At 42.2% G+C, this 26,005-nt stretch carries 23 protein-coding genes and 1 pseudogene; 20 read left to right on the forward strand and 4 right to left on the reverse strand.

Translation table 11 applies throughout. The features are described from left to right. Positions 1-46: 46 nt before the first annotated feature. Positions 47-1,144: a M24 family metallopeptidase gene (locus ACQYAD_RS15230; RefSeq protein WP_430239457.1), complete on the reverse strand. Its 1,098-nt coding sequence runs from the start codon at positions 1,142-1,144 to the stop codon at positions 47-49. A 166-nt stretch (positions 1,145-1,310) separates the two neighbouring features. Between ACQYAD_RS15230 and ACQYAD_RS15235 the strand changes: the two are divergent. The 4 genes and pseudogenes from ACQYAD_RS15235 to ACQYAD_RS15250 all read left to right on the forward strand — a co-directional run bounded on the left by ACQYAD_RS15235 (position 1,311) and on the right by ACQYAD_RS15250 (position 4,579). Further along, positions 1,311-1,714 (forward strand): annotated as a pseudogene (locus ACQYAD_RS15235) (MBL fold metallo-hydrolase). Between the two features lie 95 nt (positions 1,715-1,809). Next, positions 1,810-2,055, forward strand: coding sequence for a hypothetical protein (locus ACQYAD_RS15240; RefSeq protein WP_430239458.1), 246 nt, complete (start codon positions 1,810-1,812; stop codon positions 2,053-2,055). 215 nt (positions 2,056-2,270) lie between these two features. After that, positions 2,271-3,590 carry a DRTGG domain-containing protein gene (locus tag ACQYAD_RS15245; RefSeq protein ID WP_430239459.1) on the forward strand — a complete coding sequence of 440 codons (1,320 nt, stop codon included), beginning with the start codon at positions 2,271-2,273 and terminating at the stop codon, positions 3,588-3,590. 50 nt (positions 3,591-3,640) lie between these two features. Beyond that, positions 3,641-4,579 (forward strand): DHH family phosphoesterase, encoded by a 939-nt coding sequence (locus ACQYAD_RS15250; protein WP_430239461.1) that lies wholly within the window; start codon positions 3,641-3,643, stop codon positions 4,577-4,579. 43 nt (positions 4,580-4,622) lie between these two features. Here the strand turns inward: ACQYAD_RS15250 and ytrI are convergent, their stop codons facing one another. Both ytrI and ACQYAD_RS15260 read right to left on the reverse strand, forming a co-directional pair. Next, entirely contained in the window at positions 4,623-5,126 is a 504-nt protein-coding gene (gene ytrI, locus ACQYAD_RS15255; protein WP_430239462.1) for a sporulation membrane protein YtrI, read from the reverse strand. Next, positions 5,123-5,461, reverse strand: coding sequence for a YtrH family sporulation protein (locus ACQYAD_RS15260; RefSeq protein WP_430239463.1), 339 nt, complete (start codon positions 5,459-5,461; stop codon positions 5,123-5,125). Before ACQYAD_RS15260 ends, ytrI begins: the two co-directional genes overlap by 4 nt. Before the next feature lie 153 nt (positions 5,462-5,614). Here ACQYAD_RS15260 and dnaE point away from each other — a divergent pair, with 153 nt between their 5' ends. From dnaE to ACQYAD_RS15300, 8 genes are all read left to right on the forward strand, one after another. Next, a complete protein-coding gene (gene dnaE, locus ACQYAD_RS15265) occupies positions 5,615-8,980 on the forward strand; it encodes a DNA polymerase III subunit alpha (RefSeq protein ID WP_430239464.1) in 3,366 nt (1,121 codons plus the stop codon). A 116-nt stretch (positions 8,981-9,096) separates the two neighbouring features. After that, a complete protein-coding gene (locus tag ACQYAD_RS15270) occupies positions 9,097-10,335 on the forward strand; it encodes an NAD(P)-dependent malic enzyme (RefSeq protein WP_430239466.1) in 1,239 nt (412 codons plus the stop codon). Positions 10,336-10,400: 65 nt separating this feature from the next. Continuing rightward, positions 10,401-10,967, forward strand: a complete 567-nt coding sequence (locus ACQYAD_RS15275; RefSeq protein ID WP_430239993.1) for a FadR/GntR family transcriptional regulator — start codon at positions 10,401-10,403, stop codon at positions 10,965-10,967. A 212-nt stretch (positions 10,968-11,179) separates the two neighbouring features. Further along, positions 11,180-12,055 (forward strand): acetyl-CoA carboxylase, carboxyltransferase subunit beta, encoded by an 876-nt coding sequence (accD, locus tag ACQYAD_RS15280; protein WP_430239468.1) that lies wholly within the window; start codon positions 11,180-11,182, stop codon positions 12,053-12,055. Next, on the forward strand, positions 12,049-13,026 hold the full coding sequence (gene accA / locus ACQYAD_RS15285; RefSeq protein WP_430239469.1) for an acetyl-CoA carboxylase carboxyl transferase subunit alpha: 978 nt from the start codon (positions 12,049-12,051) through the stop codon (positions 13,024-13,026). The genes accD and accA overlap by 7 nt, the downstream gene beginning before the upstream one ends. Before the next feature lie 335 nt (positions 13,027-13,361). Next, complete coding sequence (gene pfkA / locus ACQYAD_RS15290) at positions 13,362-14,321, forward strand: 6-phosphofructokinase (protein ID WP_430239994.1); 960 nt, start codon at positions 13,362-13,364, stop codon at positions 14,319-14,321. 31 nt (positions 14,322-14,352) lie between these two features. After that, positions 14,353-16,113 (forward strand): pyruvate kinase, encoded by a 1,761-nt coding sequence (pyk, locus tag ACQYAD_RS15295; RefSeq protein WP_430239996.1) that lies wholly within the window; start codon positions 14,353-14,355, stop codon positions 16,111-16,113. Positions 16,114-16,175: 62 nt separating this feature from the next. Continuing rightward, the gene (locus tag ACQYAD_RS15300; protein ID WP_430239470.1) at positions 16,176-16,547 is read left to right on the forward strand and encodes an FxsA family protein; all 372 of its coding nucleotides are present in this window, start codon (positions 16,176-16,178) and stop codon (positions 16,545-16,547) included. 117 nt (positions 16,548-16,664) lie between these two features. On the opposite strand, the gene ytvI is transcribed toward ACQYAD_RS15300, so the two are convergent. Further along, complete coding sequence (gene ytvI / locus ACQYAD_RS15305; RefSeq protein ID WP_430239471.1) at positions 16,665-17,774, reverse strand: sporulation integral membrane protein YtvI; 1,110 nt, start codon at positions 17,772-17,774, stop codon at positions 16,665-16,667. Positions 17,775-17,925: 151 nt separating this feature from the next. Between ytvI and ACQYAD_RS15310 the strand changes: the two genes are divergently transcribed. The 8 genes from ACQYAD_RS15310 (at position 17,926) to pnpS (ending at position 25,881) form a co-directional block, all read left to right on the forward strand. Then, positions 17,926-18,138, forward strand: coding sequence for a hypothetical protein (locus tag ACQYAD_RS15310; protein WP_430239472.1), 213 nt, complete (start codon positions 17,926-17,928; stop codon positions 18,136-18,138). Then, complete coding sequence (locus tag ACQYAD_RS15315) at positions 18,131-18,592, forward strand: DUF441 domain-containing protein (RefSeq protein ID WP_430239473.1); 462 nt, start codon at positions 18,131-18,133, stop codon at positions 18,590-18,592. Before ACQYAD_RS15310 ends, ACQYAD_RS15315 begins: the two co-directional genes overlap by 8 nt. A 398-nt stretch (positions 18,593-18,990) precedes the next feature. After that, a complete protein-coding gene (citZ, locus tag ACQYAD_RS15320; protein ID WP_430239998.1) occupies positions 18,991-20,109 on the forward strand; it encodes a citrate synthase in 1,119 nt (372 codons plus the stop codon). Positions 20,110-20,246: 137 nt separating this feature from the next. After that, on the forward strand, positions 20,247-21,515 hold the full coding sequence (gene icd, locus ACQYAD_RS15325; protein ID WP_430239474.1) for an NADP-dependent isocitrate dehydrogenase: 1,269 nt from the start codon (positions 20,247-20,249) through the stop codon (positions 21,513-21,515). Between the two features lie 245 nt (positions 21,516-21,760). Beyond that, positions 21,761-22,699, forward strand: coding sequence for a malate dehydrogenase (gene mdh, locus ACQYAD_RS15330; protein WP_430239475.1), 939 nt, complete (start codon positions 21,761-21,763; stop codon positions 22,697-22,699). Positions 22,700-22,786: 87 nt separating this feature from the next. Next, positions 22,787-23,263: a MaoC/PaaZ C-terminal domain-containing protein gene (locus ACQYAD_RS15335; RefSeq protein WP_430239476.1), complete on the forward strand. Its 477-nt coding sequence runs from the start codon at positions 22,787-22,789 to the stop codon at positions 23,261-23,263. A 138-nt stretch (positions 23,264-23,401) separates the two neighbouring features. Next, positions 23,402-24,118, forward strand: a complete 717-nt coding sequence (locus ACQYAD_RS15340) for a response regulator (RefSeq protein WP_430239478.1) — start codon at positions 23,402-23,404, stop codon at positions 24,116-24,118. After that, positions 24,115-25,881, forward strand: coding sequence for a two-component system histidine kinase PnpS (pnpS, locus tag ACQYAD_RS15345; protein WP_430239480.1), 1,767 nt, complete (start codon positions 24,115-24,117; stop codon positions 25,879-25,881). Before ACQYAD_RS15340 ends, pnpS begins: the two co-directional genes overlap by 4 nt. Positions 25,882-26,005: the final 124 nt, after the last annotated feature.

Consider the following 26,005-nt stretch of genomic DNA (forward strand, 5'->3'; position numbering starts at 1 on the left):
AAATTTGCGGGTTTCCATTCGGCTTCGCAGTAAATTTCCAGCCAGGCTATCTGATAATCTGCAGTTCTTTTGGGTAGTGGGTAAGAACTCTGACTCCATTTTCAGTTATGTACACATCATCTTCAATCCGCACCCCTGCGACTTCAGGTACGTATATTCCCGGTTCGATAGTAAAGACCATGCCTTCTTCCAATTTAAGATTATTGGTTTCCGTTATGGAAGGGTACTCATGAACACTGATTCCAAGGCCGTGCCCCAATCGATGGGGAAAAAACTCCGCGTATCCTGCTTCGCTGATCATGCGGCGGGCCGTAAGATCGACTTCCGCAGCCGACTTTCCCGGTTTGCTTGCTTCAATTGCGGCGAGCTGGGCTTTTAAAACGGTATCGTATAGTTCCTTTTGTTTTTCGCCGATTTCCCCAAAGGCCACCGTTCTTGTAATATCTGAACAATACCGGTCAACTACAACGCCGAGATCGAATAAAACGAAATCCCCTTTTTGAATTTTTGTTAAACCAGGGGTGCCATGCGGACTTGCGGCATTTGCGCCAGTCAACACCATCGTTGCAAAAGACATCTCGGTTACCCCTTTTTTCTTTAAGGCAAATTCAATGGCAGAAAGGATTTCCAACTCGGTTTTTCCTTCTTTTAGTTCATGGACACCGACCTCGACAGCGTAATCGGCAAGGGCGCAGGCTTCCTCAATCGTTTTGAGTTCTTTCGCATCCTTGATCATCCGAAGTGTTCGGAGCTTTTCTTCAACTGAAAGGAAGACGGCCTTTGGAAAAAGCGCTGACAGTTGTTCATATCGTTCTACGTTGAGATGCTCTTTTTCAATCGCTGCTTTTGTGATAGTGTTGCATCTTTTGTTAATCGCTTTCTGGATCAATTCCCACGGGTGGTCAATGTCGCTGTAGCCAATGATCTCATCGGTCCATCCTGATTTTTTCGCTTCACCCTTTTCCATGGCTGGACAAAGAAGGAATGGTTCATCCTCTTGGAAAACGGCTAATGCCAGCAGCCGTTCGTGTGGATTACTGTAAAAACCGCTTAAATAAAAAATATTTTCCGATGATGTCAGAAAACATAACTCAATATCGTTCTGTTTCATCCACACTTGCAATTTTTTCATACGCTGATTCATTAAAAAACCTCCTTTAAGGTAAATCCTAAATTGAGAGTAGCAATTTAATGGAAAAAAGTAAACAAGAAGCGCTTTTTTGAAATCGTATTAGTTTTCAATTGGCGGCTCCATTCACTATAATGAAATTGGTGAAAGCGAATACTTATTGTTTGGAGGAAAAATTGACATGAAAGTTTCTTATCATGGCCATTCTGTTGTTCGAATTCAAACAAGTGGGAAGACCATTATGATTGATCCGTTTATTTCCGGAAACGATTTAACCGATTTAAAAGTAGAAGAGGTTATGAAGGGAAAACGATCTACCATGCAGGGGACACAGCTTTATTCTCTGATATGAAGCTGATTGGAGAGCGGCATCCGATTGATATTGCCTTCCTGCCGATTGGTGACAATTTTACAATGGGGCCTGAAGATGCGGCTTATGCTGCTAAATTATTACAAGCAAAAACAGTTGTGCCGATTCACTATAACACGTTCCCGCCAATTAAACAGGATCCGCATGCGTTTGTCCAAATGCTGGAGGATGGAAATGGAAGAGTGCTTCAGGCGGGGGAAGAAATTGAAATTTAATACTGTGGGCTCCGATCATCGGAGAAAATAGACTTTTTTGTCTCTTCCAAGCATACAAATGAAACAAGCAGTTTTGGAGGAGGAGAGTGGAAGAAATGAAAAGAAACAGGTATTTGCTTTGTCTATTGGCTTCTTTCTTCTTGCTTTATTATGCTGTGCCGCGCCTTTCGGTTACAGCTGAGGGTCCACAAGGTGTTTTTGCGCTTGCTTGGCTTGTTTTGGCACTTTTTGTGATTGCCGGAAACCTAACCGGTTTGCTTTATCATCCGAAACGACCTGCAAAAGCTGGCAGGCCGCAGTCCGAACGATTCAGAAAAAAAACCCGCTCCTATATGAGATAAAACACGACAGAATGACAAAATGGTACTCCGCAGTTTTAATGCTTCGGAGTTTTTTTAGGTATTAGTCGAGAACCCTCGTGACTTCAGTCATGGGTTGTTGACTCCCCATATTCCTATCCTTTGAAAATGCCTCATTGAATCAAATCCTGTTAAACTTTATAATTGATTTAATAAAGAACAATGTCATCGGATTCTATTCATAAAGGGTGAAGGTCTTGGCTACAAAGCATGAACAAATTTTACAATATATTGATGAACTTCCGATTGGAGAAAAAATATCGGTACGGCAAATCGCCAAGGCGATGAATGTGAGCGAGGGAACGGCTTACCGTGCAATCAAGGATGCAGAAAACAAAGGATATGTCAGCACGATTGAAAGAGTCGGCACCATTCGCATTGAACGAAAGAAAAAAGAAAACATTGAGAAGCTCACCTTTGCAGAAGTGGTAAACATTGTCGACGGCCAAGTTCTTGGGGGAAGGGCTGGACTACACAAAACATTAAACAAATTTGTCATTGGCGCGATGAAGCTGGAAGCAATGATGCGCTATACCGAAGCGGGCAACCTGCTAATTATCGGCAATCGCACAAAGGCGCACGAGCTTGCCTTGAAAGCAGGGGCGGCAGTGTTGATTACCGGTGGATTTGATACAGAGGATGAAGTAAAAAAGCTCGCTGATACACTGCAACTGCCGATTATTTCAACCAGTTATGACACCTTCACGGTTGCAACGATGATCAACCGCGCAATTTATGATCAATTGATTAAAAAGGAGATTATTTTAGTTGAAGATATTTTAACACCAATGGCTGAATCGTATTTTTTGCAAATTTCCGATCCTGCGGGAAAATGGCACGAATTAAACAGCGAGACAAAGCACAGCCGTTACCCGGTTGTCGATCATAATAAGAAGATCCAAGGAATCGTCACGGCAAAAGACATTGTTGGACATGACGAGGAAACCCCAATTGAAAAAATCATGACGAAAAATCCAATGACAGTCAATGGTAAAATGAGTGTGGCGTCTGCTGCCCATATGATGGTGTGGGAAGGCATTGAGCTTCTTCCGGTTGTCGATGATGCCAACAAACTTGAAGGAATTATCAGCAGGCAGGATGTTTTAAAAGCATTGCAAATGATTCAACGTCAGCCGCAGGTTGGCGAAACGATTGACGACATTGTTACAAGCCAGCTAACCTTGTTAAATGGAAAAGCAAAAGGGGAAGATGTTTATTCCTGTGAGGTTACCCCGCAAATGACCAATCATATCGGGACCATTTCCTACGGCGTTTTAACAACGATCGTGACGGAAGCGGCAAATCGGGTGTTGAAAGGATACAAAAAAGGCGATCTTGTTGTTGAAAACATAACAATTTATTTTATTAAACCGGTTCAAATTGAAAGTATTCTTGAGATTTATCCAAAAGTCTTGGATGTGGGCCGAAAGTTTGGAAAGGTAGACGTTGAAGTGTTTAATGATGGGATTTTGGTAGGAAAAGCAATGATGATGTGCCAGCTGATTGACCGGAATTAACATTCTTCCATTTTGTAAAATACATAACACAATAGTGAAGGGAGACCTATATGAAAGACCAAATAGTCGAGACGATTCAAAAATATGAAACCATCATTATTCACCGCCATGTCAGGCCGGATCCAGATGCATACGGCTCCCAGGGGGGATTGGCCGAAATCATTAAAACTTCATATCCGCAAAAAAAGGTCTATACAGTCGGGCAGGAAGACCCATCATTGTATTTTATGCGCAGGATGGATGTGATTGACGATTCGGTATACAATGGTGCGCTTGTAATCGTTTGTGATACTGCCAATCAGGAACGAATAAGTGACAGCCGCTATTCGCTGGGGGATCAATTAATTAAAATTGACCATCATCCGAATGAAGATCCGTATGGCGATCTATTGTGGGTTGATACAAATGCAAGCTCGGTCAGCGAAATGATTTATGAATTCTATTTGTTTGGCAAGGATAAAGGACTGAAAATGAGCGATGAAGCAGCCCGGCTCCTATATGGAGGAATTGTTGGCGATACCGGCAGATTTCTATTTCCAAGCACCACAGAAAAAACGTTTGCGTATGCCGGAGAATTAATTCATTATGATTTTTCGCGTACAGCGCTTTACGACAAACTGTATGAGCTGAAAGCCAGTATTGTAAAATTAAATGGCTACATACTGCAGAATTTTGATTTCCGTTCAAACGGAATTGCTTCGATGAGGATCACAAAACAGCTGCTGGAAGAATTTGAAGCGGTTCCTTCTGAAGCATCATTGCTTGTAGGAACACTGGGAAATGTAGCGGGAATGAAGGCATGGGTCTTTTTCATCGAGGAAGAGGATCAAATTCGTGTCCGCCTGCGGTCAAAAGGGCCGGTGATCAATGGTATAGCCAGGAAATTTAAGGGCGGAGGCCATCCTCTTGCAGCAGGGGCATCCATTCATTCTTGGGACGAGGCTGAAGCTGTGATAAAAGAATTGGAAAAGGTTTGTAACGAAGGGTAAACAGGAAAGTTGAAAGGGAAGGGGTTTGACGAATACCCTTCCCTTATTTCTCGTATTGAAGCTCCAATTGAATCGAAATCGTTGTATAGATGACGATTTCTTTTATAACCAATTTGTACCTTTTTCCATTTATGCGAACAGGTTTGTTTTCAATGATTTTTTTCAGGAGATCCTTACTTTTATAGACGGTATCCAAATCTTTAGCAACCATCATCTGCAAGTCTTCTTTAACGGAATCTTCCTCCACATACACGCTGTAGGAATCAAGATCATATTTTTCTCCATTGGTGATTTTTACGTTGATTTTTTGCACGGTCAACTGCTCGATGTTCCGTTTGTTTGCTGCTTTATATTCATCCTGCCATATCTTGATTTCATCGTTTAAATCGGTGATATGCTCTTGTTGTTCGCGAATCAGCTTTGTATGCTTTTCCTGCCAGACGCCGAACATGTACAAAAAAATCAACCAGCTGATTACACCGCCAATCGCTGCGCCTGCAAAAAAACGCTGCCATGAACGTTTTCGGTACAATGGCGGGATTCTCATGATGAAATATGCTCCCCTGTCAGCCAGTCAATCAGCAATGCGCCCGTCTGTGCTCCCCCTAAAGCCGAGATAATCAAAAGCAGCTGTTTGACAATATCCTTTGTTTCTCCATCAAAAAGACCGCGCTCAAAACTGTAAACAGCATCGAATGTACCGCCGATAGCGGCGACAATGGCCCAGATTCTTAAAAGGGAGGACAAGCGGTGAATGGTTGTAAAGAGCGGCTGGCCTGTGAGAAAAGCAGCTATTCCCCCGATTAAAGAACCCCCAAGCAGTACGCCTAAAGCAATAAAATAACTTTCTATGAATGACGGGAAAAAGCCAATCTCTTTCATTTTCTAATCCCACCTTACCAAAAATCAAATGGCCTTTTTACCATCATATGGACAAACAGAGCCAATTATGTTAAATCAAAATGAGAACATATTTTCTTTTTTTGCCGAAAGGACTATAATAAATGAAGAACAAGTAGGTAAGGGAGTGACAGTATGTCTTTTATTCACCTGCATGTATATAGTGCGTACAGTCTTTTATCGAGCACGATTTCGATTGAGCGCTTGATTGAAAATGCGAAAGCGATGCAGTTTCAAGCGCTTGCGCTGACAGACCGGAATGTGATGTACGGTGCGGTTGAGTTTTATAAATCGTGTAAAAAGAAAGGAATGAAACCGATTATCGGTTTAACGGCAGATATCTTGAGCGATCTTGATCATGCAGAAGCGTTTCCCCTTGTCTTGCTTGCGGAAAATGATAAAGGCTTTCAAAATCTGCTGAAAATTTCGAGTGCCATTCAAACAAAAGCGGAAAAAGGGATTCCCGAGAAATGGCTGAAGCATTATTCACAAGGGCTGATCGCTATCACCCCCGGCCTTGAAGGAGAAATTGAACAGCAGGTGCTGATGGAAAAAGAAATTGAAGCAAAAAACAGCATTCAAAAATGGCTGAACTTTTTTGGAAAAGAAAATTTTTACCTATCTATTCAACATCACAAGCTTCCTCAAGAAGAGCGAATTCGGCAAAAATTTGTTGAGTTCTCCCAAGAAATGAAAGTCTCCCTCGCGGCAACAAATCAAATTTATTATTTGAAACAAGAAGATGAGTTTGCGCATGAATGTCTGCTGGCAATCAAAAACGGTACGAAATTGCAAGATGAACAAAGGCAAAGACTTGGCAGCGATCAGTTTTATTTAAAATCAGCTTCTGAGATGGCGGAGTGTCTGGCGGAATATCCGGATGCATTGGAAAATACCATTCGAATTGCAAACCGCTGCAATGTTCATATCGAACTCAACAAAAGCTATTTGCCGCGTTATCCCACCGAAAATGGAAAAGGGGCAGATGAATTTCTGGAAGAATTGTGTTTTAACGGTTTAAGAGGGCGCGTTCGGTTGCCGAATGACCAGTATGTGAACCGATTGCACTATGAACTAAGCGTTATCAAACGCATGAAGTTTAGCGACTATTTTTTAATTGTCTGGGATTTCATTCGCTATGCCCGTGACAACGGAATTTTAACAGGGCCGGGCAGGGGGTCGGCTGCCGGTTCTCTCGTTGCCTATGTCCTTGAAATAACCGATGTTGATCCGATTGAACACCAGCTGTTGTTTGAACGTTTTTTAAATCCAGAACGTATTTCGATGCCTGATATCGACACTGATTTCCCAGATAACAGGCGCGATGAGGTCATTGAATATGTGGCGAAAAAATACGGGGAATTGCATGTTGCCCAAATTATCACCTTTGGTACGTTGGCAGCAAAGGCAGCTTTAAAAGATGTCGGCAGAGCCTTTGGACTGAATCCGAAGGAACTTGATCAGCTCTCAAAGCTGGTGCCTTCCCGCCTCGGAATCACCCTTTCCGCTGCGTTGAAGGAATCGGGCAAACTAAGGGCTTACATAGATGAAGACCCTGTAAAAAGAAGCTTAATTGAAACAGCTTTAAAGCTGGAAGGGTTGCCGCGCCATACCTCTACACATGCAGCAGGAGTTGTCCTAAGTGAAAAACCACTTGTTGAATTGATTCCGATTCAGTCGGGACACAGCAATGTATTTCTAACACAGTATTCAATGGAACATCTTGAAGAAATCGGCCTTTTGAAAATGGATTTCCTTGGCTTACGGAATCTGTCATTGATGGATGCAGTATTGCGCTCAGTCTATCAAAAAACGGGAAAGAAGCTTAAGATTCGCTCCATCCCGCTAGATGATCAAACAACGTTTGCCTTGTTATCCAATGGAGAAACGACAGGTGTGTTTCAGCTTGAATCTGAAGGTATGCGCAAAGTTTTAAAACAATTAAAACCATCAAGATTCGAAGACATTGTAGCGGTCAATGCACTCTATCGTCCGGGGCCGATGGAGAATATTCCGCTGTTTATTAACCGAAAACACGGACGTGAGCCGGTTGTCTATCCGCATCCCGATTTAAAGTCAATCCTAGAAAATACGTATGGCGTCATCGTCTACCAAGAGCAAATCATTCAAATTGCTTCGACGATGGCCGGGTTTACTCTTGGTGAAGCCGATTTGCTTCGGCGGGCGGTTTCGAAAAAGAAAAAAGACGTCCTCGAACAGGAAAGAAGGCATTTTCTTGCAGGTGCATTAAAAAAAGGTTACAGTGAAGCACTTGCCAATGAAGTATATGATTTAATCGTCCGTTTTGCCAACTATGGATTTAACCGCAGCCATGCAGTTGCCTACAGTTTGATTGCTTATCAGCTTGCTTATTTAAAGGTTCACTATCCTCTTCATTTTATGGCAGCCCTGCTTACATCAGCCATTGGCAACGAAGAGAAAATTTCCCAGTATATTCGGGAGTTAAAGCAACTGGACATTCGGATTCTTCCGCCGTCCATTAATGGGAGCGGCTTCTCTTTTCGTGTCGAAAACGATGGCATACGCTATAGCCTTGCTGCGATAAAAGGAATCGGTGCAGCGGCCTTGAAAGAAATTTTTCAAGCAAGAAATCGTAAAAAGTTTACCGATTTATTTGACTTTTGTATCCGAGTATCGACAAAGGCGGTGAATCGGAAAACCCTTGAAGCCCTCGTTCATTCAGGCAGTCTGGATGAATTTGGCGAAGATCGGGCTGTACTGCTGGCAAGCTTGGATGCCGCAATCGAGCATGCGCAATTAGTCAAACCGAATGATGCAACACAAGTCGATTTTTTTGCGGATGAAGGGTGGTTTCCTAAGCCTAAGTACACCCAGGTTGACCCGATCTCCACGGAGGACAAACTATCTTTTGAAAAAGAAGTTCTCGGCCTCTATCTGAGTGATCATCCCATCTCGATTTTTGAAAAAGCCCTTAAGCAAAGCGGGGCAAAAGAATTGTTAACTCTATCCGGCCGAGGAACATCGGCTGCCGTTGGGGTCTATATTGCGTCAATGAAACGGATTCGGACAAAAAAAGGTGACTCAATGGCATTTCTCACCATCAGTGATTCAAGCGGCGAAATGCCTGCCGTCGTATTCCCGGACATCTATCGCAAACATCTAGTATTGCTCGATCAAGGAAGTAAAGTGGTGGTTGAGGGAAAAACGGACGAACGTGACGGCATCTTGCAATTCATTGTCCAAAAGGTGACACGTATAGAAGAGTGGCTGGAAGGAAAGAAAAATAAAGATTCGATTCTTTATTTACGAATTCCTATCGTGAGGCAAACGTCTGATCATTTAAAGCTTCTTCAAGAATGGTTTTTAAAAAATCCCGGAAAGACAATGGTTGTGCTGCATTATGAAAGCGGCGGGAAGACCGTAAAACTTCCCAAGGAGTTTTCGATTGAGCCAAAAGAGCCGTTTCTACGGCAATTGAAGGATTTCCTTGGGGATGGCAATGTCATTCTTGCGGATTAGTTCTTTAACAACTCGTATAGATATGTTATAGTGAGGTAGAGACTATCGTGGTCTGACCACTTTTAGACAAAGAAAGAGAGCAGCTTCTTGTAAAAATTTGAAGGAGTGACGTTACCGTGACCTTGCGCGAAGAAGCATTGCACATGCACCGAATCAATAAGGGGAAACTGGAATCAAAATCGAAAGTACAAGTAAGAAACGCGAAAGATTTAAGTCTTGCATATTCACCAGGAGTAGCAGAACCGTGTAAGGATATTTATGAGAAACCTGAAAGGGTTTATGATTACACAATGAAAGGGAACATGGTGGCTGTCGTTTCAGACGGGACGGCTGTGCTCGGTCTCGGCAATATTGGGCCTGAGGCAGCATTGCCTGTTATGGAAGGGAAAGCTGTCCTGTTTAAAAGCTTTGCCGGTGTAGATGCTTTTCCAATCTGCCTTAATACAACGGACGTTGAGAAAATTATTGAAACAGTAAAGCTGCTCGAACCAACATTTGGCGGCGTCAACCTTGAAGATATCGCTGCGCCAAATTGTTTTGTCATTGAAGAAAGATTAAAGAAGGAAACAAACATACCTGTGTTTCATGATGACCAGCACGGAACTGCAATCGTAACCGTGGCAGGGCTTGTGAACGCTTTAAAACTGATCGGCAAAAAAATGACGGAGATTAAAGTTGTAGCCAATGGTGCTGGTGCGGCAGGAATCGCTATTATCAAACTTTTGTACAGCTATGGTGTAAGAGATATCATCATGTGTGATACAAAAGGGGCAATTTATGAGGGAAGGCCCCAAGGTATGAACACGGTTAAAGAAGAAGTGGCGAAATTTACAAATCGTGACAATATGCAAGGCAAACTTGAAGATGTCATCAAGGGGGCCGATGTATTTATCGGTGTGTCGGTTGAAGGTGCCCTGACAAAGGAAATGGTTTCAACCATGAACCCGAATTCAATTATATTTGCGATGGCAAACCCGGTTCCAGAGATCATGCCGCAAATTGCAAAAGAGGCTGGGGCGAAAGTTGTTGGAACAGGCCGTTCCGATTTTTCGAATCAGGTGAATAATGTGCTTGCATTCCCTGGTATTTTCCGCGGTGCTCTTGATGTCCGCGCTACCCATATCAATGAGAAAATGAAAGTCGCAGCTGTTGAAGCCATTGCCAGCTTAATTCGTGAAGATGAACTTCATGCCGATTATGTCATTCCAGGACCTTTTGATCCCCGTGTTGCCCCAGCAGTTGCTGCTGCAGTTGCCAAAGCAGCAATGGAAACGGGCGTCGCAAGGATTAAAGTTGACCCGGAACAAGTAAAGGAAAAAACGAAAAAGCTCGCGATTATTGGTAAAAGTGAGTGATTCTTTAAGTGAGCGGCCAGCAGCGAACAAAAGTATATCTGGAGATTGTGAAGCAGCTGAGAGAAATGATCACGAACGATCGATTGAAGTCTGGGGATAAAATCCCTTCTGAGCGGGAACTATCAGAGCGCCTGAACGTTGGGCGCTCTTCCGTTCGAGAAGCATTGAGAGCCTTAGAGCTATTAGGATTGATCGAAAGCCGGCATGGTGAAGGTACTTTTATCCGCGATTTTAAAGGACACCAGCTTGTGCAGCTTTTAAGTTCGTTTATTTTACAAGACGAAAAAGCTAAGCAAGACGTGGTTGAAACCAAACACTTTATTGAGATGGATTGTCTGAGGCTGCTGTTGCAAAAGACTAGAGATGGACAAGAACTTTCGGCGTTGCAATCGTGGGTTGAAAGCGGGGGCGAAAATGATGATGAGTTTTTTTCCCTTGTTGCCGAATTGGCGGATAACTATTTAATCAAGCGGATTTGGTTTATTTTAAAGGATTATTACAGCCTGCTTTCGTTCGAAAAACCGGAAGGAAATAAGGCGGGTTATGTTCGTTTAATCCAGGCTTTGCGGGAGAGGGACGAAGAAAAAACGGTTGCTGCATACCGGGACCTTAGAAAATTGTCGAGTTTCTAATGACATAAAACGACAGTTTTTGAAACTTTCTTATTTTATAGTGAAAGACAAGCAAATAAGCCCAATTGGAATGGGCATTTTTAATAGGTTAAGTGGCCTGACCAATAATCGCTTGCAATAATGATGAGTGTTTGGAAGAGGAAGGCAACTCGATAGCCAAAAAGAAAAATTACCAGCTTGCCTAAAGCTTTAGCAACAAGGGAGGTTTTACCTTGCTTAAAGAGCTATTTACAAAAAATGCTCCAAAGAAGAAAAAGTATGCAACAATTCCTTCAGAAGCAGCAAAACAAGACGTACCTGAAGGAATTTTAAGCAAATGTCCTTCATGTAAAAAAATCATGTACACAAAGGAATTAACTAAAAATTTAAAGGTTTGCCTGCAATGTGGGTATCATTATCAAATGAATTCTGCCGAACGCCTGAATAGTTTTCTTGATGAGGGAAGCTTTGAAGAGCTAAACGAAAACATGATCTCAGAGAACCCGCTCAACTTTCCGGATTATCTTGAAAAAATTGAGAAGGATCGCCGCAGCACCAAGCTGAATGAAGCAGTTGTCACTGGTATAGGTGCGATACTCGGCCATAAAATAGTTGTTGCCGTGATGGACGCCTCCTTCCGAATGGGAAGTATGGGGTCTGTTGTTGGCGAAAAGATCACAAGAGCGATTGAAAAAGCAGATGATTTGGGAGTACCTTTTATCATTTTCACGGCATCAGGCGGGGCGAGAATGCAGGAAGGTGTCTTGAGCTTGATGCAAATGGCAAAAACAAGTGTTGCCCTAAAGCGTTTCAGTGAAAATGGCGGCTTGTTTATTTCGATCATGACTCACCCGACAACTGGAGGGGTCTCAGCCAGCTTTGCATCCGTCGGAGATTATAATTTTGCCGAACCTGGGGCTTTAATCGGCTTTGCAGGAAGAAGAATTATTGAACAAACGATTCGGGAAGAGTTGCCGGAGGATTTCCAAACGGCTGAATTTTTATTAAAGCACGGCCAGTTGGATGCGGTAATCCCAAGACTTGAGCTGAAAGAACAAATCGGAAAGATTGTGGCATTGCACCAGCCGGGAGGTGAGTTGAATTGGTAGGCGAATTGGATTTCGAACGACCTGTCGTTGAGTTGCGAAAAAAAATCGCTGAGCTTCAAGAGTTTACAAAAAATAGTGATGTGAATTTATCAGCAGAGATTGAGAAGCTGGAATCCCGACTTGAAAAACTTGAAAAAGAAATTTATGAAAACATAACGCCGTGGGATCGCGTGCAAATTGCCAGACATCCAAACCGTCCAACGACGCTCGATTATATTCCCTATTTGTTTGAGGATTTTTTTGAATGCCACGGCGACCGATTTTTTGGTGATGATGAAGCGATTGTCGGCGGAATTGCCAGCTTTCATGGGCTTCCGGTTACGGTGATTGGCCACCAGCGGGGGAAAGATACAAAAGAAAATATCCGCAGAAACTTCGGGATGCCTCACCCGGAAGGATACCGTAAAGCACTGCGATTAATGAAGCAGGCGGAGAAATTTAACCGACCAATTATTTGCTTTATTGACACGAAAGGTGCATATCCTGGAAAGGCAGCTGAAGAGCGGGGGCAAAGTGAAGCGATTGCCCGCAATCTTGTTGAGATGGCAGGCTTGCGTGTTCCGATTATTTCTATTGTCATTGGAGAAGGCGGAAGCGGCGGCGCACTTGCGCTTGGAGTCGGCAACTATATTCATATGCTTGAGAATTCAACCTACTCGGTTATTTCTCCTGAAGGAGCAGCAGCAATTCTTTGGAAAGATGCTTCAAAGGCGAAAGCTGCTGCAGAATCGATGAAGATCACCGCACCTGATTTGAAACAGCTTCGGATTGTCGATGAAATCATTCCGGAAGTGAAGGGCGGCGCTCACAAAAATGTCCAAAAGCAGGCACAGGAAATCGAGAAAGTGTTAAAGCGCTCGCTAATCAATTTGCTGAAACGTACAGATGCTGAATTAATTGATCAGCGCTATCAAAAATATCGGGCGATTGGGCAGTTTTCGTTTGAAAACGAAGCTATCAGGGTAAACTAAAAACGTACTCATTTGAGTACGTTTTTCATGTGTTCACAAAACTTTCGTTAAAAAGTTAAAAAATCGCCAATGAAAGCGAATTTTTAACATGATGAAACGCTTTCAGTTAACCGATTATTCCGTCTATTTTTTTTACTCATATGATTAGGTTGTGATAGACATTTCTTCATGGTATTTTATAAATATTCCAAGTTGTTATAGACAAAAAAATGGAACCTCGCTGAAGGCAAAAAATAGCATCAATCACTTAGGAAAAGGGAAAACTCTTAAGATAGTTTTAAAAATCATATGGCATTGAAGCATTATTTTTGAATCAACCAATTGAGGTGAGAATGGTGAAAAAAATTGGCGTTTTGACTAGTGGAGGGGATTCCCCGGGTATGAATCCGGCGATTCGTGCCGTTGTCCGAAAAGGAATTTTTCATGATTTAGAAGTTTATGGCATATACAATGGCTATGCCGGGTTAATTAATGGAAACATAAAAAGGCTTGAACTTGGTTCAGTGGGTGATATTATCCACCGCGGCGGAACCATGCTGCATTCGGCTCGTTTGCCCGAATTTAAAAATCCTGAAGTTCAACAGCAAGGAATTAAACAACTGCAAAAACATGGGATTGAAGGACTTGTTGTCATTGGCGGCGACGGCTCTTACATGGGCGCAAAAGCCCTTACAGAGCAGGGCTTTCCATGTGTTGGCGTGCCAGGGACAATCGACAATGACATTCCGGGAACAGAATTTACAATTGGCTTTGATACGGCACTGAACACGGTTATTGACGCTCTTGATAAAATCCGTGACACTGCTACATCACATGAAAGAACTTTTATTATTGAAGTAATGGGTCGTGATGCAGGTGATCTCGCTCTTTGGTCAGGTCTTGCCGGCGGAGCTGAAACCATTTTAATTCCGGAAGCAGGCTATGACATGCAGGATATTGCCGATCGTCTGCGTAAAGGGCAGGAACGCGGCAAAAAGCATAGCTTAATTGTTGTTGCTGAAGGTGTCTGTAGCGGAATTGAATTTGGTAAGGAACTTGAGAAAGCAACGGACTTTGATACAAGAATATCTGTTCTTGGCCATATTCAGCGCGGGGGTTCCCCAACAGCATTTGATCGTGTCCTCGCAAGCCGACTCGGCGCGCGTGCTGTAGAACTGCTAATCGAAGGAAAAGGCGGCCGTGCAGTCGGAATTGAAATGAATCGTCTCGTTGATTACGATATAATTGAAGCATTGGGAAGAAAACATACACTAGATATAGATCTCTACAAGCTTTCTCAAGAATTATCGATTTAGGTTTGAAAAGATCTTAGGAGGAAAAAAGATGTTGCGCAAAACGAAAATTGTTTGTACGATCGGTCCTGCAAGTGAATCTGTAGAAAAGCTGACTCAACTTATAAATGCCGGCATGAATGTAGCCCGTTTAAATTTTTCGCATGGCGATTTTGAAGAACATGGAAATCGAATTGTAAATATTCGCGAAGCATCGAAAATTACTGGTAAGACGGTTGCTATTTTGCTTGACACGAAGGGGCCGGAAATTCGAACGCATAACATGCTGAACGGTTCAATCGAACTTCAAGCAGGCAAAAATGTAATTGTCTCCATGAATGAAGTAGAAGGCACTCCTGAAAAATTCTCGATTACATATCCAGGTTTGATTGATGATGTCCATGCTGGCTCGAAAATTCTTTTGGATGACGGGTTAATTGGACTTGAAGTCACAAGTATTGATAAATCCGCCAATGAAATTCATACAAAAATTTTAAACAGCGGAATTTTAAAAAATAAAAAAGGTGTCAATGTACCTGGTGTATCGGTTAATTTACCGGGAATTACAGAGAAGGACACAAAAGATATTCTGTTTGGAATTGAGCAGGGCATTGATTTTATTGCTGCCTCTTTTGTTCGCCGGGCTAAAGATGTTTTGGAAATTCGGCAGCTTCTTGAAGAAAGCAATGCCACGCAAATTCATATTATTCCAAAGATTGAAAACCAGGAAGGCGTAGACAATATTGATGAAATTCTCGAAGTTTCCGACGGTTTAATGGTAGCCCGTGGCGATCTTGGGGTTGAAATTCCAGCGGAAGAAGTGCCGCTTGTGCAAAAAATGCTAATTAAAAAGTGCAATGCACTTGGCAAGCCGGTTATTACTGCAACACAAATGCTTGATTCCATGCAGCGTAACCCGCGGCCGACCCGTGCTGAGGCTAGCGATGTTGCCAATGCCATTTTCGATGGAACTGATGCCATCATGCTTTCTGGTGAAACGGCTGCCGGCCTATATCCTGTAGAAGCGGTACAAACAATGCATAATATTGCCACTAGAACGGAACAGGCGTTGGATCATAAAGAAATTTTATCAAACCGAAGCAAGGATACAGAGCACAATATTACCGATGCAATCGGTCAATCTGTTGCCCATACAGCCTTAAATCTTGACGTGAGCTCGATTATCACGCCAACCGAGAGCGGCCATACCGCTCGTATGATTTCAAAGTATCGGCCAAAAGCCCCGATTGTGGCCGTTACTGCAAAAGAAAGCGTTCAGCGCCGCTTATCGCTTGTTTGGGGTGTTTATCCGCAATTGGGCTTAGAGGTTAACTCTACAGATGAAATGCTTGATATTGCTGTAGAAGAAAGTGTAAACAGCGGGATTGTTAAGCACGGCGATTTAGTTGTCATTACTGCGGGTGTTCCTGTGGGTGAAGCCGGAACAACCAATTTGATGAAAATTCATGTCGTAGGCGATATTATCGCAAGAGCACAAGGAATTGGCAGAAAATCGGCTTTTGGCAAAGTGGTGATCGCACAAAATGCGAAGGAAGCACTTGAGAAGGCTCAAGCTGGATCGATTCTTGTCACGTTAGGCTCTGATAAGGAAATGATGCCAGCGATTGAAAAATGCAGTGCCTTAATTACTCAGGAAGGCGGACTGACGAGCCATGCTGCGGTCGTTGGATTAAATCTTGGTATCCCGGTTATTGTAGGGGTGGAAAACGCCCTGAACCTTTTTAAAGACGGGCAGGAAATTACGGTTGACGCTACTAGAGGTGTCATTTACAACGGTCACGCAAGTGTTCTTTAATCTATAAAAAAGAAGGGTTATCCCTTCTTTTTTTCATAAGAATTACGAGTGGGGGAAAAGAGATGCGCTATCTTATGTTACTGATCATTTTGGTACCAGCAGCAGATATTGGGGTGCTGCTGTTTTCCGGAAAAACACTAGGGGTTATTCCAACGCTTAGTCTGATCATTCTTACAGGCGTTTTAGGCGCCTATTTAGCCAAAAAGCAAGGGCTTGAAACGATTCGCAAAGCACAAGCACAGCTTCGTTCCGGACAAATCCCGCAAGAGGCGGTCCTAGACGGAATTTGCATCCTGGTTGGCGGAACGCTACTCTTAACTCCTGGTTTTATAACGGACATTCTCGGCTTCTTGCTTTTAATCCCATTTACTAGAAAATGGTTTAAATGGTTGATGATCCGTGCATTTCGAAAAAAAATAAAAATAATCAAATAAAACGTCAACTTCTTTGCAAGAAGTTGACGTTTTTGTTACGGTCGAAAAACGATCGATTTTACATTGTGGATCACTTTATATAAGGTTATCTAAAATTCTGCTCTGGCGCGTTATGTTTCATTCACCTTTAATATAGTTCCATAGATCGCGAAAAACATTGGCGCGGTGCAAGGTGCTGATGATCACCAACGTAACAGGACCGACAATTAACCCTAAGAATCCAATCGTTTTAAAGCCGACAAACAAGGCGATCAGCGTTGCCAAAGGGTCTAGACCAATATTCGTTGAGAGAATTTTCGGCTCCATAATTTGCCTCTGTGTTAAGACGATAATATAGAGTACTCCTAAGCCAATGGCCAGTCCCATATCGCCGGCAATAATCTCATAAATTATCCACGGCACGAAAATTGCACCAGTTCCCAAGTAAGGAATAATGTCTACAATCCCCATAAGAAGCGCAATTGTTATCGCATAATCAACACGCAGAATCAGCAAACCGATCAATATAATAACCGTTGTGATCGAGATCAAGGTTAATTGGGCTCGTAAAAATCCAAAAAGTGCTTTTTTTAAATCGCTAAACACTGTCTTGCTGCTTCTTTTTGCTTTTTCAGGCATCATTCTCCCTGTAAAGGCCGCAAGTTTGTTCCAGTCTTTACTAATAAAGAAAGTGGCCAGCAATGAAAAAATTAACACTGTCGCCGCATTCGGAAACCACGATAGGATATTGGGAATATTTAAGAAAAAGTTTTGAATAAATGTACCGACAGTCGTACCAAATTTTTTGCCGACATTTTGAATGTTATCAATTATCGTACTTTGCTGGCCGGCATCCAGTTTATTAAACATACTGTTAATATTATTGTAGAATGGGATAATCTGGGCGGCAAATATATTCTCAATATAGGCGATTAAAGTATCCAGATGTTTGGGAACTACATTTGCCAAATAATTTGCCCCTGAAACAATTTCTGCAATCAATAAGGTAATCAGTCCGGCGAACAGCGCGATTATAATCAAAAGGGCTAATAGAACAGAAAGGACGCGCGGCATCCGCCCTTTTTGTTCGAAAAAATTAACAAGCGGGTTAATCAGGAAGGCGATTGCGAGCGCAATAATAAATGGATAGGTCACCTTCGATAAATAGAAAAGAGATAGACCGGCTAAAATCACAATCCCGACAACGAAAAAAAATCTTAATGAGCGGTTAAGATAGGTCCGATTCAAAAAAGAGCCCCCTTTATGCAATTAATCAGCATTTTATCGAAAAATAGTTGAATGAATTAGAATAGCGAAATTGAATTTATTTTCTTAGTTGCATTTTACCATGTAATGAATAAACTGTATAATTCCTAATGGGCTGTAGGAAGAAAGACGATTGTTATTTTACGTTTATCATCAAGAAAAGTTTCGCTGCGGTAGCGTTCAAAAGCGAACAGCGAACAATTATGGTAAGATAATTTTGTTGCGTTCTGATTGCAGAATATTGCTCGAACTGCTATCCAATCGTAAACGGCCGTTTTATCGGGCGATTGGCAACGGATATTTAGTCAATGTGTACATTGCTTGGAAAGGTGATTTTTATGTTTAATCAATCATTGTTATTTTTGCTCTTGCTTCTCGGAATCGGGTTTATAGCAAAAAATAATTCCCTTATGATTGCCATCGGGGTTTTGCTTTTGTTGAAAATCGGCGGTCTGGAAGCGAAAGCTTTTTCGTTTATTCAATCGAAAGGGATCAATTGGGGTGTAACGATTATAACAATTGCGGTGCTTGCTCCGATTGCCAGCGGTGCCATCGGCTTTAAAGATTTGACGAGTTCCTTTAAATCGCCATATGCCTGGATCGCCCTAATCTCGGGGATGCTTGTTGCCCTATTGGCACGAGGAGGAGTCAATCTGCTTGCAAAAGACCCGCAAATTACAACCGCTCTTGTCATCGGTACCATTTTGGCAGTATCGATTTTTAAAGGGGTTGCTGTCGGTCCGCTAATCGGAGCCGGAATTGCGTATACATCAATGAAAATCTTTGATTTTTTCAGCTAGTTTTTTTGTAAAATAATATTTTTTTTATTTTTTTAGTCCTTTTCATTCACAAAAATCTGATAATTGTTTATAATAGGACTTGTAAGCGCATCCTTTTTTACATATGTCATATTTATATGCTAAAATGCATATTAAATTATCCTTTTGCTTTGTAAGTTAAGGTGAACTCCGTTTTGGCTTAATTTCGAGCATGCGCTCAATCTAGATTAATAGGGAAATGAAAGGGTAATGAACTGATGGCATTCGTTATAAAATATTAACCGATTTCTGGCTCCTGACTAAACGGTGCCTTAACGATTACGGAGGATGCTCTTTTCATCTGCAGTTTTACAGATGGTTGCAAAATGCAATTTGCAATGGGTATGGGGAAATTAGAAATGTGAAGGAGAGGGTTTATGATGACAGTTACACGTGGTCTCGAAGGGGTAGTGGCAACTGCTTCCTCCATTAGCTCCATCATTGATGATACGCTGACATATGTTGGCTACAACATTGATGATTTAGCGGAGAATGCTAGTTTTGAAGAAGTAATCTATTTGCTATGGCATCGTAAATTGCCAACAGAGCCTGAGTTAAATGAATTAATAAAACAATTGTCTGAAAATGCAGCACTGCCGCCTGAAATCGTGGAGCAATTTAAGCTGATACCGATTCAAAAGGTTCATCCAATGGCTGTCCTCCGCACGGTTGTATCTTCGCTCAGCCTTTATGATGATGAGGCTGACTTGATGGATGCAGAGGCGAACGATCGAAAAGCAATCCGTCTTCAGGCGAAAATGCCATCCATCGTGGCTGCGTTCGCGAGAATCCGCAAAGGACTCGAACCAATTGCTCCTAGAAAGGACTTAGGCTTTGCAGCGAATTTCCTTTATATGTTAACTGGTAAAGAACCGGAGCCGATCGCAGTAGAAGCAATGAATAAGGCACTTGTTTTGCATGCAGACCATGAATTGAACGCTTCTACCTTTACAGCACGCGTATGTGTTGCGACGCTTTCCGATGTTTATTCAGGCATCACAGCAGCCATTGGGGCATTAAAAGGTCCATTGCATGGCGGAGCGAATGAGGCCGTAATGAAAATGCTTACCGAAATCGGCTCAGTTGAAAATGTAGAACCATATGTCCGCAAAAAACTCGATAATAAAGAAAAAATCATGGGATTTGGCCACCGGGTTTACCGGCAAGGAGATCCGCGTGCGAAACATTTGCGCAGCATGTCCCAAAAATTGACCGAATTGACAGGTGAACCGCATTGGTACGAGATGTCGATAAAAATTGAAAATATGGTAACAGGAGAAAAGAAACTTCCGCCAAACGTAGATTTCTATTCTGCGTCTGTCTATCATAGCTTGGGAATTGACCATGACTTATTTACGCCAATATTCGCCGTCAGCCGGGTATCAGGCTGGCTTGCGCATATTTTGGAGCAATATGAAAACAACCGCCTGATCCGTCCTCGTGCAGAGTATACGGGACCTGGAATGCAGCAGTATACACCAATTTGGCAGCGCGGGTAAGGCAGGCAAAAGGTTTACAATTGATTAAAAAATTGGTTTAATTATGAATGTTGAAAAGGTTAGAGGGCGAGCCTTCTAACCTTTGATTCGGCATAGAAAAGCAGTTTGGTTTTTTACATACTTAGGAGGGGAATTCAATGCAAGGAGAAAAAATCACAGTTAAAGACGGAGTACTAAATGTACCAAACAATCCAATCATTCCATTTATTGAAGGGGACGGTACAGGTCCTGATATTTGGGCAGCATCCTACCGCGTATTGGATGCGGCAGTAGAAAAAGCTTACAAGGGTGAGAGGAAGATTGTTTGGAAGGAAGTTTTTGCCGGGGAAAAAGCTTTCAATCAAACAGGCGAATGGCTCCCGCAAGAAACGCTTGATATGATCAATGAATATTTAATTGCCATTAAAGGTCCATTAACCACTCCGGTGGGCGGCGGTATCCGTTCTTTAAATGTTGCCCTTCGCCAGGAGTTGGATTTGTTTGTATGCCTGCGTCCAGTCAGATGGTTTGAAGGGGTTCCTTCGCCGGTAAAACGTCCGCAGGATACAGATATGGTTATTTTCCGGGAAAATACGGAAGATATTTATGCCGGTATCGAGTATGCAAAAGGTACGGAAGAAGCGAAAAAAGTAATTGATTTCCTCCAAAATGAAATGGGTGTAACCAAGATTCGCTTCCCTGAAACATCCGGGATTGGAATCAAACCCATTTCACAGGAAGGGACATCACGGCTTGTCCGCGCTGCGATTAACTACGCAATTAAAGAGGGGCGCAAATCCCTTACAATCGTCCATAAAGGCAATATCATGAAGTATACAGAAGGGGCCTTTAAAAATTGGGGCTATGAGCTTGCGGAAAAAGAATTTGGCGATAAAGTCTTTACATGGGCACAGTATGACCGCATCAAAGCGGAACAGGGGGCAGAAGCTGCAAATAAAGCTCAGGCTGATGCTGAAGCAGCAGGAAAAATCATTGTAAAAGATGCAATCGCAGATATTTTCTTACAGCAAATTTTGACAAGACCGCGCGAATTTGACGTTGTTGCAACGATGAATCTGAACGGAGACTATATTTCTGACGCTCTTGCTGCCCAAGTTGGCGGAATTGGAATTGCGCCGGGAGCAAATATTAACTATGAAACTGGTCATGCAATTTTTGAAGCAACGCACGGTACTGCACCAAAATATGCCGGCCTTGATAAGGTAAACCCTTCATCCGTTATCTTATCCGGTGTGCTGATGCTTGAGCATTTGGGCTGGAATGAGGCTGCAAACCTGATTGTCAAATCAATGGAGAAAACAATTGCCTCCAAAGTTGTAACGTATGATTTTGCAAGATTAATGGATGGGGCAACCGAAGTGAAGACATCGGAGTTTGGCGATGAATTAATTAAAAACATGGACTAAGATTCGCATGCAGGGCTGCTTTTTAGAGCAGCCTTCCATAAGGTGAAACTTCAATCAGTGGGGGTTTTCTTCCATCCCCCACTGATTGTTAGTTGAACCAATCCGGTTTTTACGAGCAGTTCCCCCACCTATGCATCTTCGATTTCTCCTACCCTTGAGGTGGGGCTTACTGCCCGTTAATGCGGGATAGATTTGCTTAGTAAAAAATACCAAGCAGCAAATAATGCGAAAAGGGGAAATGAATCATGTCATTAAATCGGAAGAAGATTTCGGTCATCGGCGGAGGTTTTACAGGAGCTACTACTGCATTTTTACTTGCACAAAAAGAACTTGGAGATGTCGTTTTAGTGGATATTCCGCAAATGGAAAATCCGACAAAAGGAAAAGCGTTGGATATGCTTGAAGCAAGCCCTGTTCAAGGATTTGATGCAAGCATTATCGGGACTTCCAATTACGAGGACACAAAGGATTCCGATATTGTCATCATTACCGCTGGGATTGCCCGCAAACCAGGTATGAGCCGCGATGATCTTGTTCAAACAAACCAAAAAGTAATGGTTGCAGTGACAAAAGAAATCGTCAAGTATTCTCCAAACTGCCACATTATTGTTTTGACTAATCCTGTTGACGCTATGACATATACCGTTTACAAAGAATCAGGTTTTCCGAAAAACCGGGTAATCGGTCAATCCGGTGTCCTTGATACTGCAAGATTCCGAACTTTTATCGCCCAAGAATTAAATCTATCTGTGAAGGATGTTACCGGTTTTGTTTTGGGCGGTCACGGCGATGACATGGTTCCGCTTGTTCGCTATTCGTATGCTGGCGGTATTCCGCTTGAAACCCTTATACCAAAAGAGCGTTTGGACGCCATTGTCGAACGAACCAGAAAGGGCGGCGGCGAGATCGTTAATTTGCTTGGAAACGGAAGTGCTTACTACGCTCCGGCAGCATCCCTTGTTGAAATGGCAGAGGCTATTTTAAAAGACCAGCGCCGTGTACTTCCAACAATCGCTTACTTGGAGGGCGAGTATGGGTATGAGGGAATTTATCTCGGAGTGCCAACGATTCTTGGGACAAACGGAATTGAAAAGGTTATCGAGCTGGAACTGACTGAAGAAGAAAAAGCAGCTTTGGATAAATCTGCGCAATCTGTTCGCGGTGTTATGGCAGTTTTAGCATAAAAAAGTATAGTAGAAAAAATTCGAGGGGGCTGCCCCTCGAATTTTCAGCTGATTTTGATAACGCTTACAAAGGAGGGCGCGCGATATATGGTACTTGACAAAAAACGAAAATTGGGCAGAAACATTGAAGAAATAAGCGTAGGGGAAAAGTTGTCCATTTCAGAAAAAGTAGAGGATAAAGACTTGCTTCTTTATTTAGGGCTCTCTGATGACGCAAATCTACTTTATATCCAGCATGACTATGCCTCGCAAACCCCATACAAAAAGCCAATTGTTCCAAGCATGATGCTTGCGGGAATGATATCTTCGGCAGTATCGAAATATTTGCCGGGACCAGGGAGCCACATTTTAGGCCAAAATATTCAATTTGTAAAACCTGTCTACCATTATTCCACGATCCACTTTTTATTAAAAGTTGTAAATGTAGATATTTCAAACCACTTGATCGAAATTGACGTCACGGCCGAAAACGACAGCTTTGAAACCGTTCTGAACGGGAGCTTGACGGTCAGCCCTCCATATCGACCAAAAGGGATGAATGGGAAAGCGCTTGAAAATTTTTAACACGCGGGAGTGTACACTGTACATTCCTTTTTTATTTTGAAAAAATGAGGACAAGTAATTATTGCGGATTTATATTATAATGATAGTTGGTTACTTGGATAATAAATAAGGGGTATATTACAATTTGCGGAGGATTATATGAGAAATAAAGTGCTTGTTGTCGATGATGAGCAGTCCATTGTTACATTGCTTCGCTATAACTTGGAACAGGCTGGATTTGAGGTCATAACGGCGATGGACGGAGAAGAAGGCAGACGCTTAGCTGAAACAGAGTCTCCTGATATTATTGTATTGGATCTGATGCTTCCCAAGCTTGATGGTATGGAAGTATGCAAGCAGCTTCGTCAAAAAAAAAATATGACCCCGATCTTAATGTTAACAGCTAAAGATGATGAGTTTGATAAAGTGCTCGGATTGGAACTCGGTGCAGATGATTATATGGTTAAACCATTCAGCCCGCGTGAAGTCAATGCAAGGGTAAAAGCTATTTTACGAAGGACACAGGTTCAGACAGAGTCAGGGCAAGAGAAGCAGGAAGAAAATGAATATTTGCAAATTGGTGATCTAAAATTGTCATCCGAACAATTTGAAGCGCATTTTAAAGATGAACTTTTGGAACTTACTCTTAAGGAATTTGAATTGCTTTTGTACTTGGCAAAAAACAAAGGCCGTGTATTGACGCGCGACCAATTGCTAAGCGCCGTTTGGAATTATGATTTTGCCGGAGATACACGAATTGTGGATGTCCATATTTCCCATTTAAGAGAAAAAATCGAAGAGGATTCAAAAAAGCCAGTTTATATTAAAACAATCAGGGGTCTTGGCTATAAGCTGGAGGAGCCTAAGGGAGAATGACAAAATTCCGTTCGCAGCTTTTTATTGCAATCATTACGTTAATTATAGCGGTTTTATTTGGTCTGGGTCTTTTGCTTGGCCAGTTGTTTAAAGGTTATTATTTACAGTCTTTTAATGAACAATTGAAGAAGGAAAGCAACCTTCTCGGTTTGTATATCACAGACCATGGGGGATTGAAATCGGTTCGTGAAGACCGTTTGCAGGAAATTGGCAAAATGCTTGATGTCCGGGTTACATTGACCGATACAAAGGGAAAAATTTTATATGATAGCGGGATTCAAAACAATACCGATAAAAACAGCCTGACGAAAAAAATTCGTGAAGTGATTGAAAATAAGCTGAACAGTACGAATAAAGTGGAAGAAGGCGACAATTATGACCTTCACTACTATTGGAAACCAATTGTAAAAGAAGGAAAAAATGAAGGGTATATTTTCTTAAGTTCTCAATCAAGTGAAATTAAAAAGGCATATCAGCAAATTTGGTGGATCTTATCGGTCAGTTTAGGAATTGCCTTACTGTTGATAACGTTTCTCGTTATCCGGATCACAAGAAGGTATACAAAGCCGATTGAATCGGCAACAAATGTTGCAATTGAACTGGCGAAAGGCAATTACCGGGCACGTACATCTGTTGAGCGCATGGATGAAACAGGGATGCTGAATTCGGCAATTAATATTCTGGCAAGAAATCTTCAAGAAATGGTAAAAGCGCAGGAAATGCAGCAGGATCGGCTGAGCGTTTTGATTGAAAACATCGGGGCAGGTCTCATTTTGATCGACAGCCGCGGCTATATCAATTTAATCAACAAAGGGTATAAAGAAATTTTTCATGTCGACCCTTCGGATTATTTATTCCAACTTTATTATGAAGTGATTGAACAAAAGGAAGTCTGCCAGCTGGTGGAAGAAATTTTCATTACCGAACAAAAGGTAAGCAAGCAATTGCTGTTGCCTCTTTCGATTGAAAGACGGTATTTCGATGTGTACGGGGTTCCGATTATCGGGACGAACAACGTTTGGAAAGGTGTTTTGCTCGTTTTCCACGATATTACCGAAATCAAAAAGCTCGAGCAAATGCGCAAAGATTTTGTTGCCAATGTCTCGCATGAATTAAAGACACCTGTTACATCGATCAAAGGATTCACTGAAACGCTTTTAGACGGGGCAATGAATGATAAAGACGCATTGGAAGCCTTTCTTTCGATTATTTTAAAAGAAAGCGACAGGCTGCAATCACTTATTCACGATCTTCTTGAACTGTCAAAAATTGAGCAGCAAGGTTTTCAATTGAATGCCCAGGAATTGGATTTAGTTGCCACACTGAATGAAATCATTACGATGGTAAAAAGCAGAGCTGAGGAGAAGGAAATTGAGCTTGTGCTTCACTGCGAAAAAAACGAGGTCATCATTCAAGGAGATATGCACCGGCTGAAACAAGTTTTTATCAATCTAATTACGAATGCGATTGCCTACACGCCCTCAGGCGGCCTTGTGGCGATTTCGCTAAAAGAACAAGATCAGAAAGTTCAAGTGCGGGTAAAAGATACCGGCATCGGGATTGAAAAAGAAGAAATCCCAAGAATTTTCGAAAGGTTTTACCGGGTCGACCGGGCAAGAAGCCGGAATTCAGGCGGAACAGGCCTTGGGTTGGCGATTGTCAAGCACTTAGTCGAAGCGCATCACGGAACAATTAAGGTCAAAAGTGAAGTTGGAAAAGGGAGCGAGTTTATTATCACCCTTTTTCGCAAGCTGAAAAGTTAATCACTGAAGGATGAAGGGCAAGTGAATTTGAAAGTTTACATTAAATTTACACCTGCTTTATTTTTATTTAATAGAATTGGGATATGATAATACATGAAAAGCCCTTCATCCAAGGAGCCAAACA

Origin of the sequence: Neobacillus sp. SM06 (genome assembly GCF_050496765.1) — a bacterium.
Lineage (GTDB): Bacteria > Bacillota > Bacilli > Bacillales > Cytobacillaceae > JAEVLT01.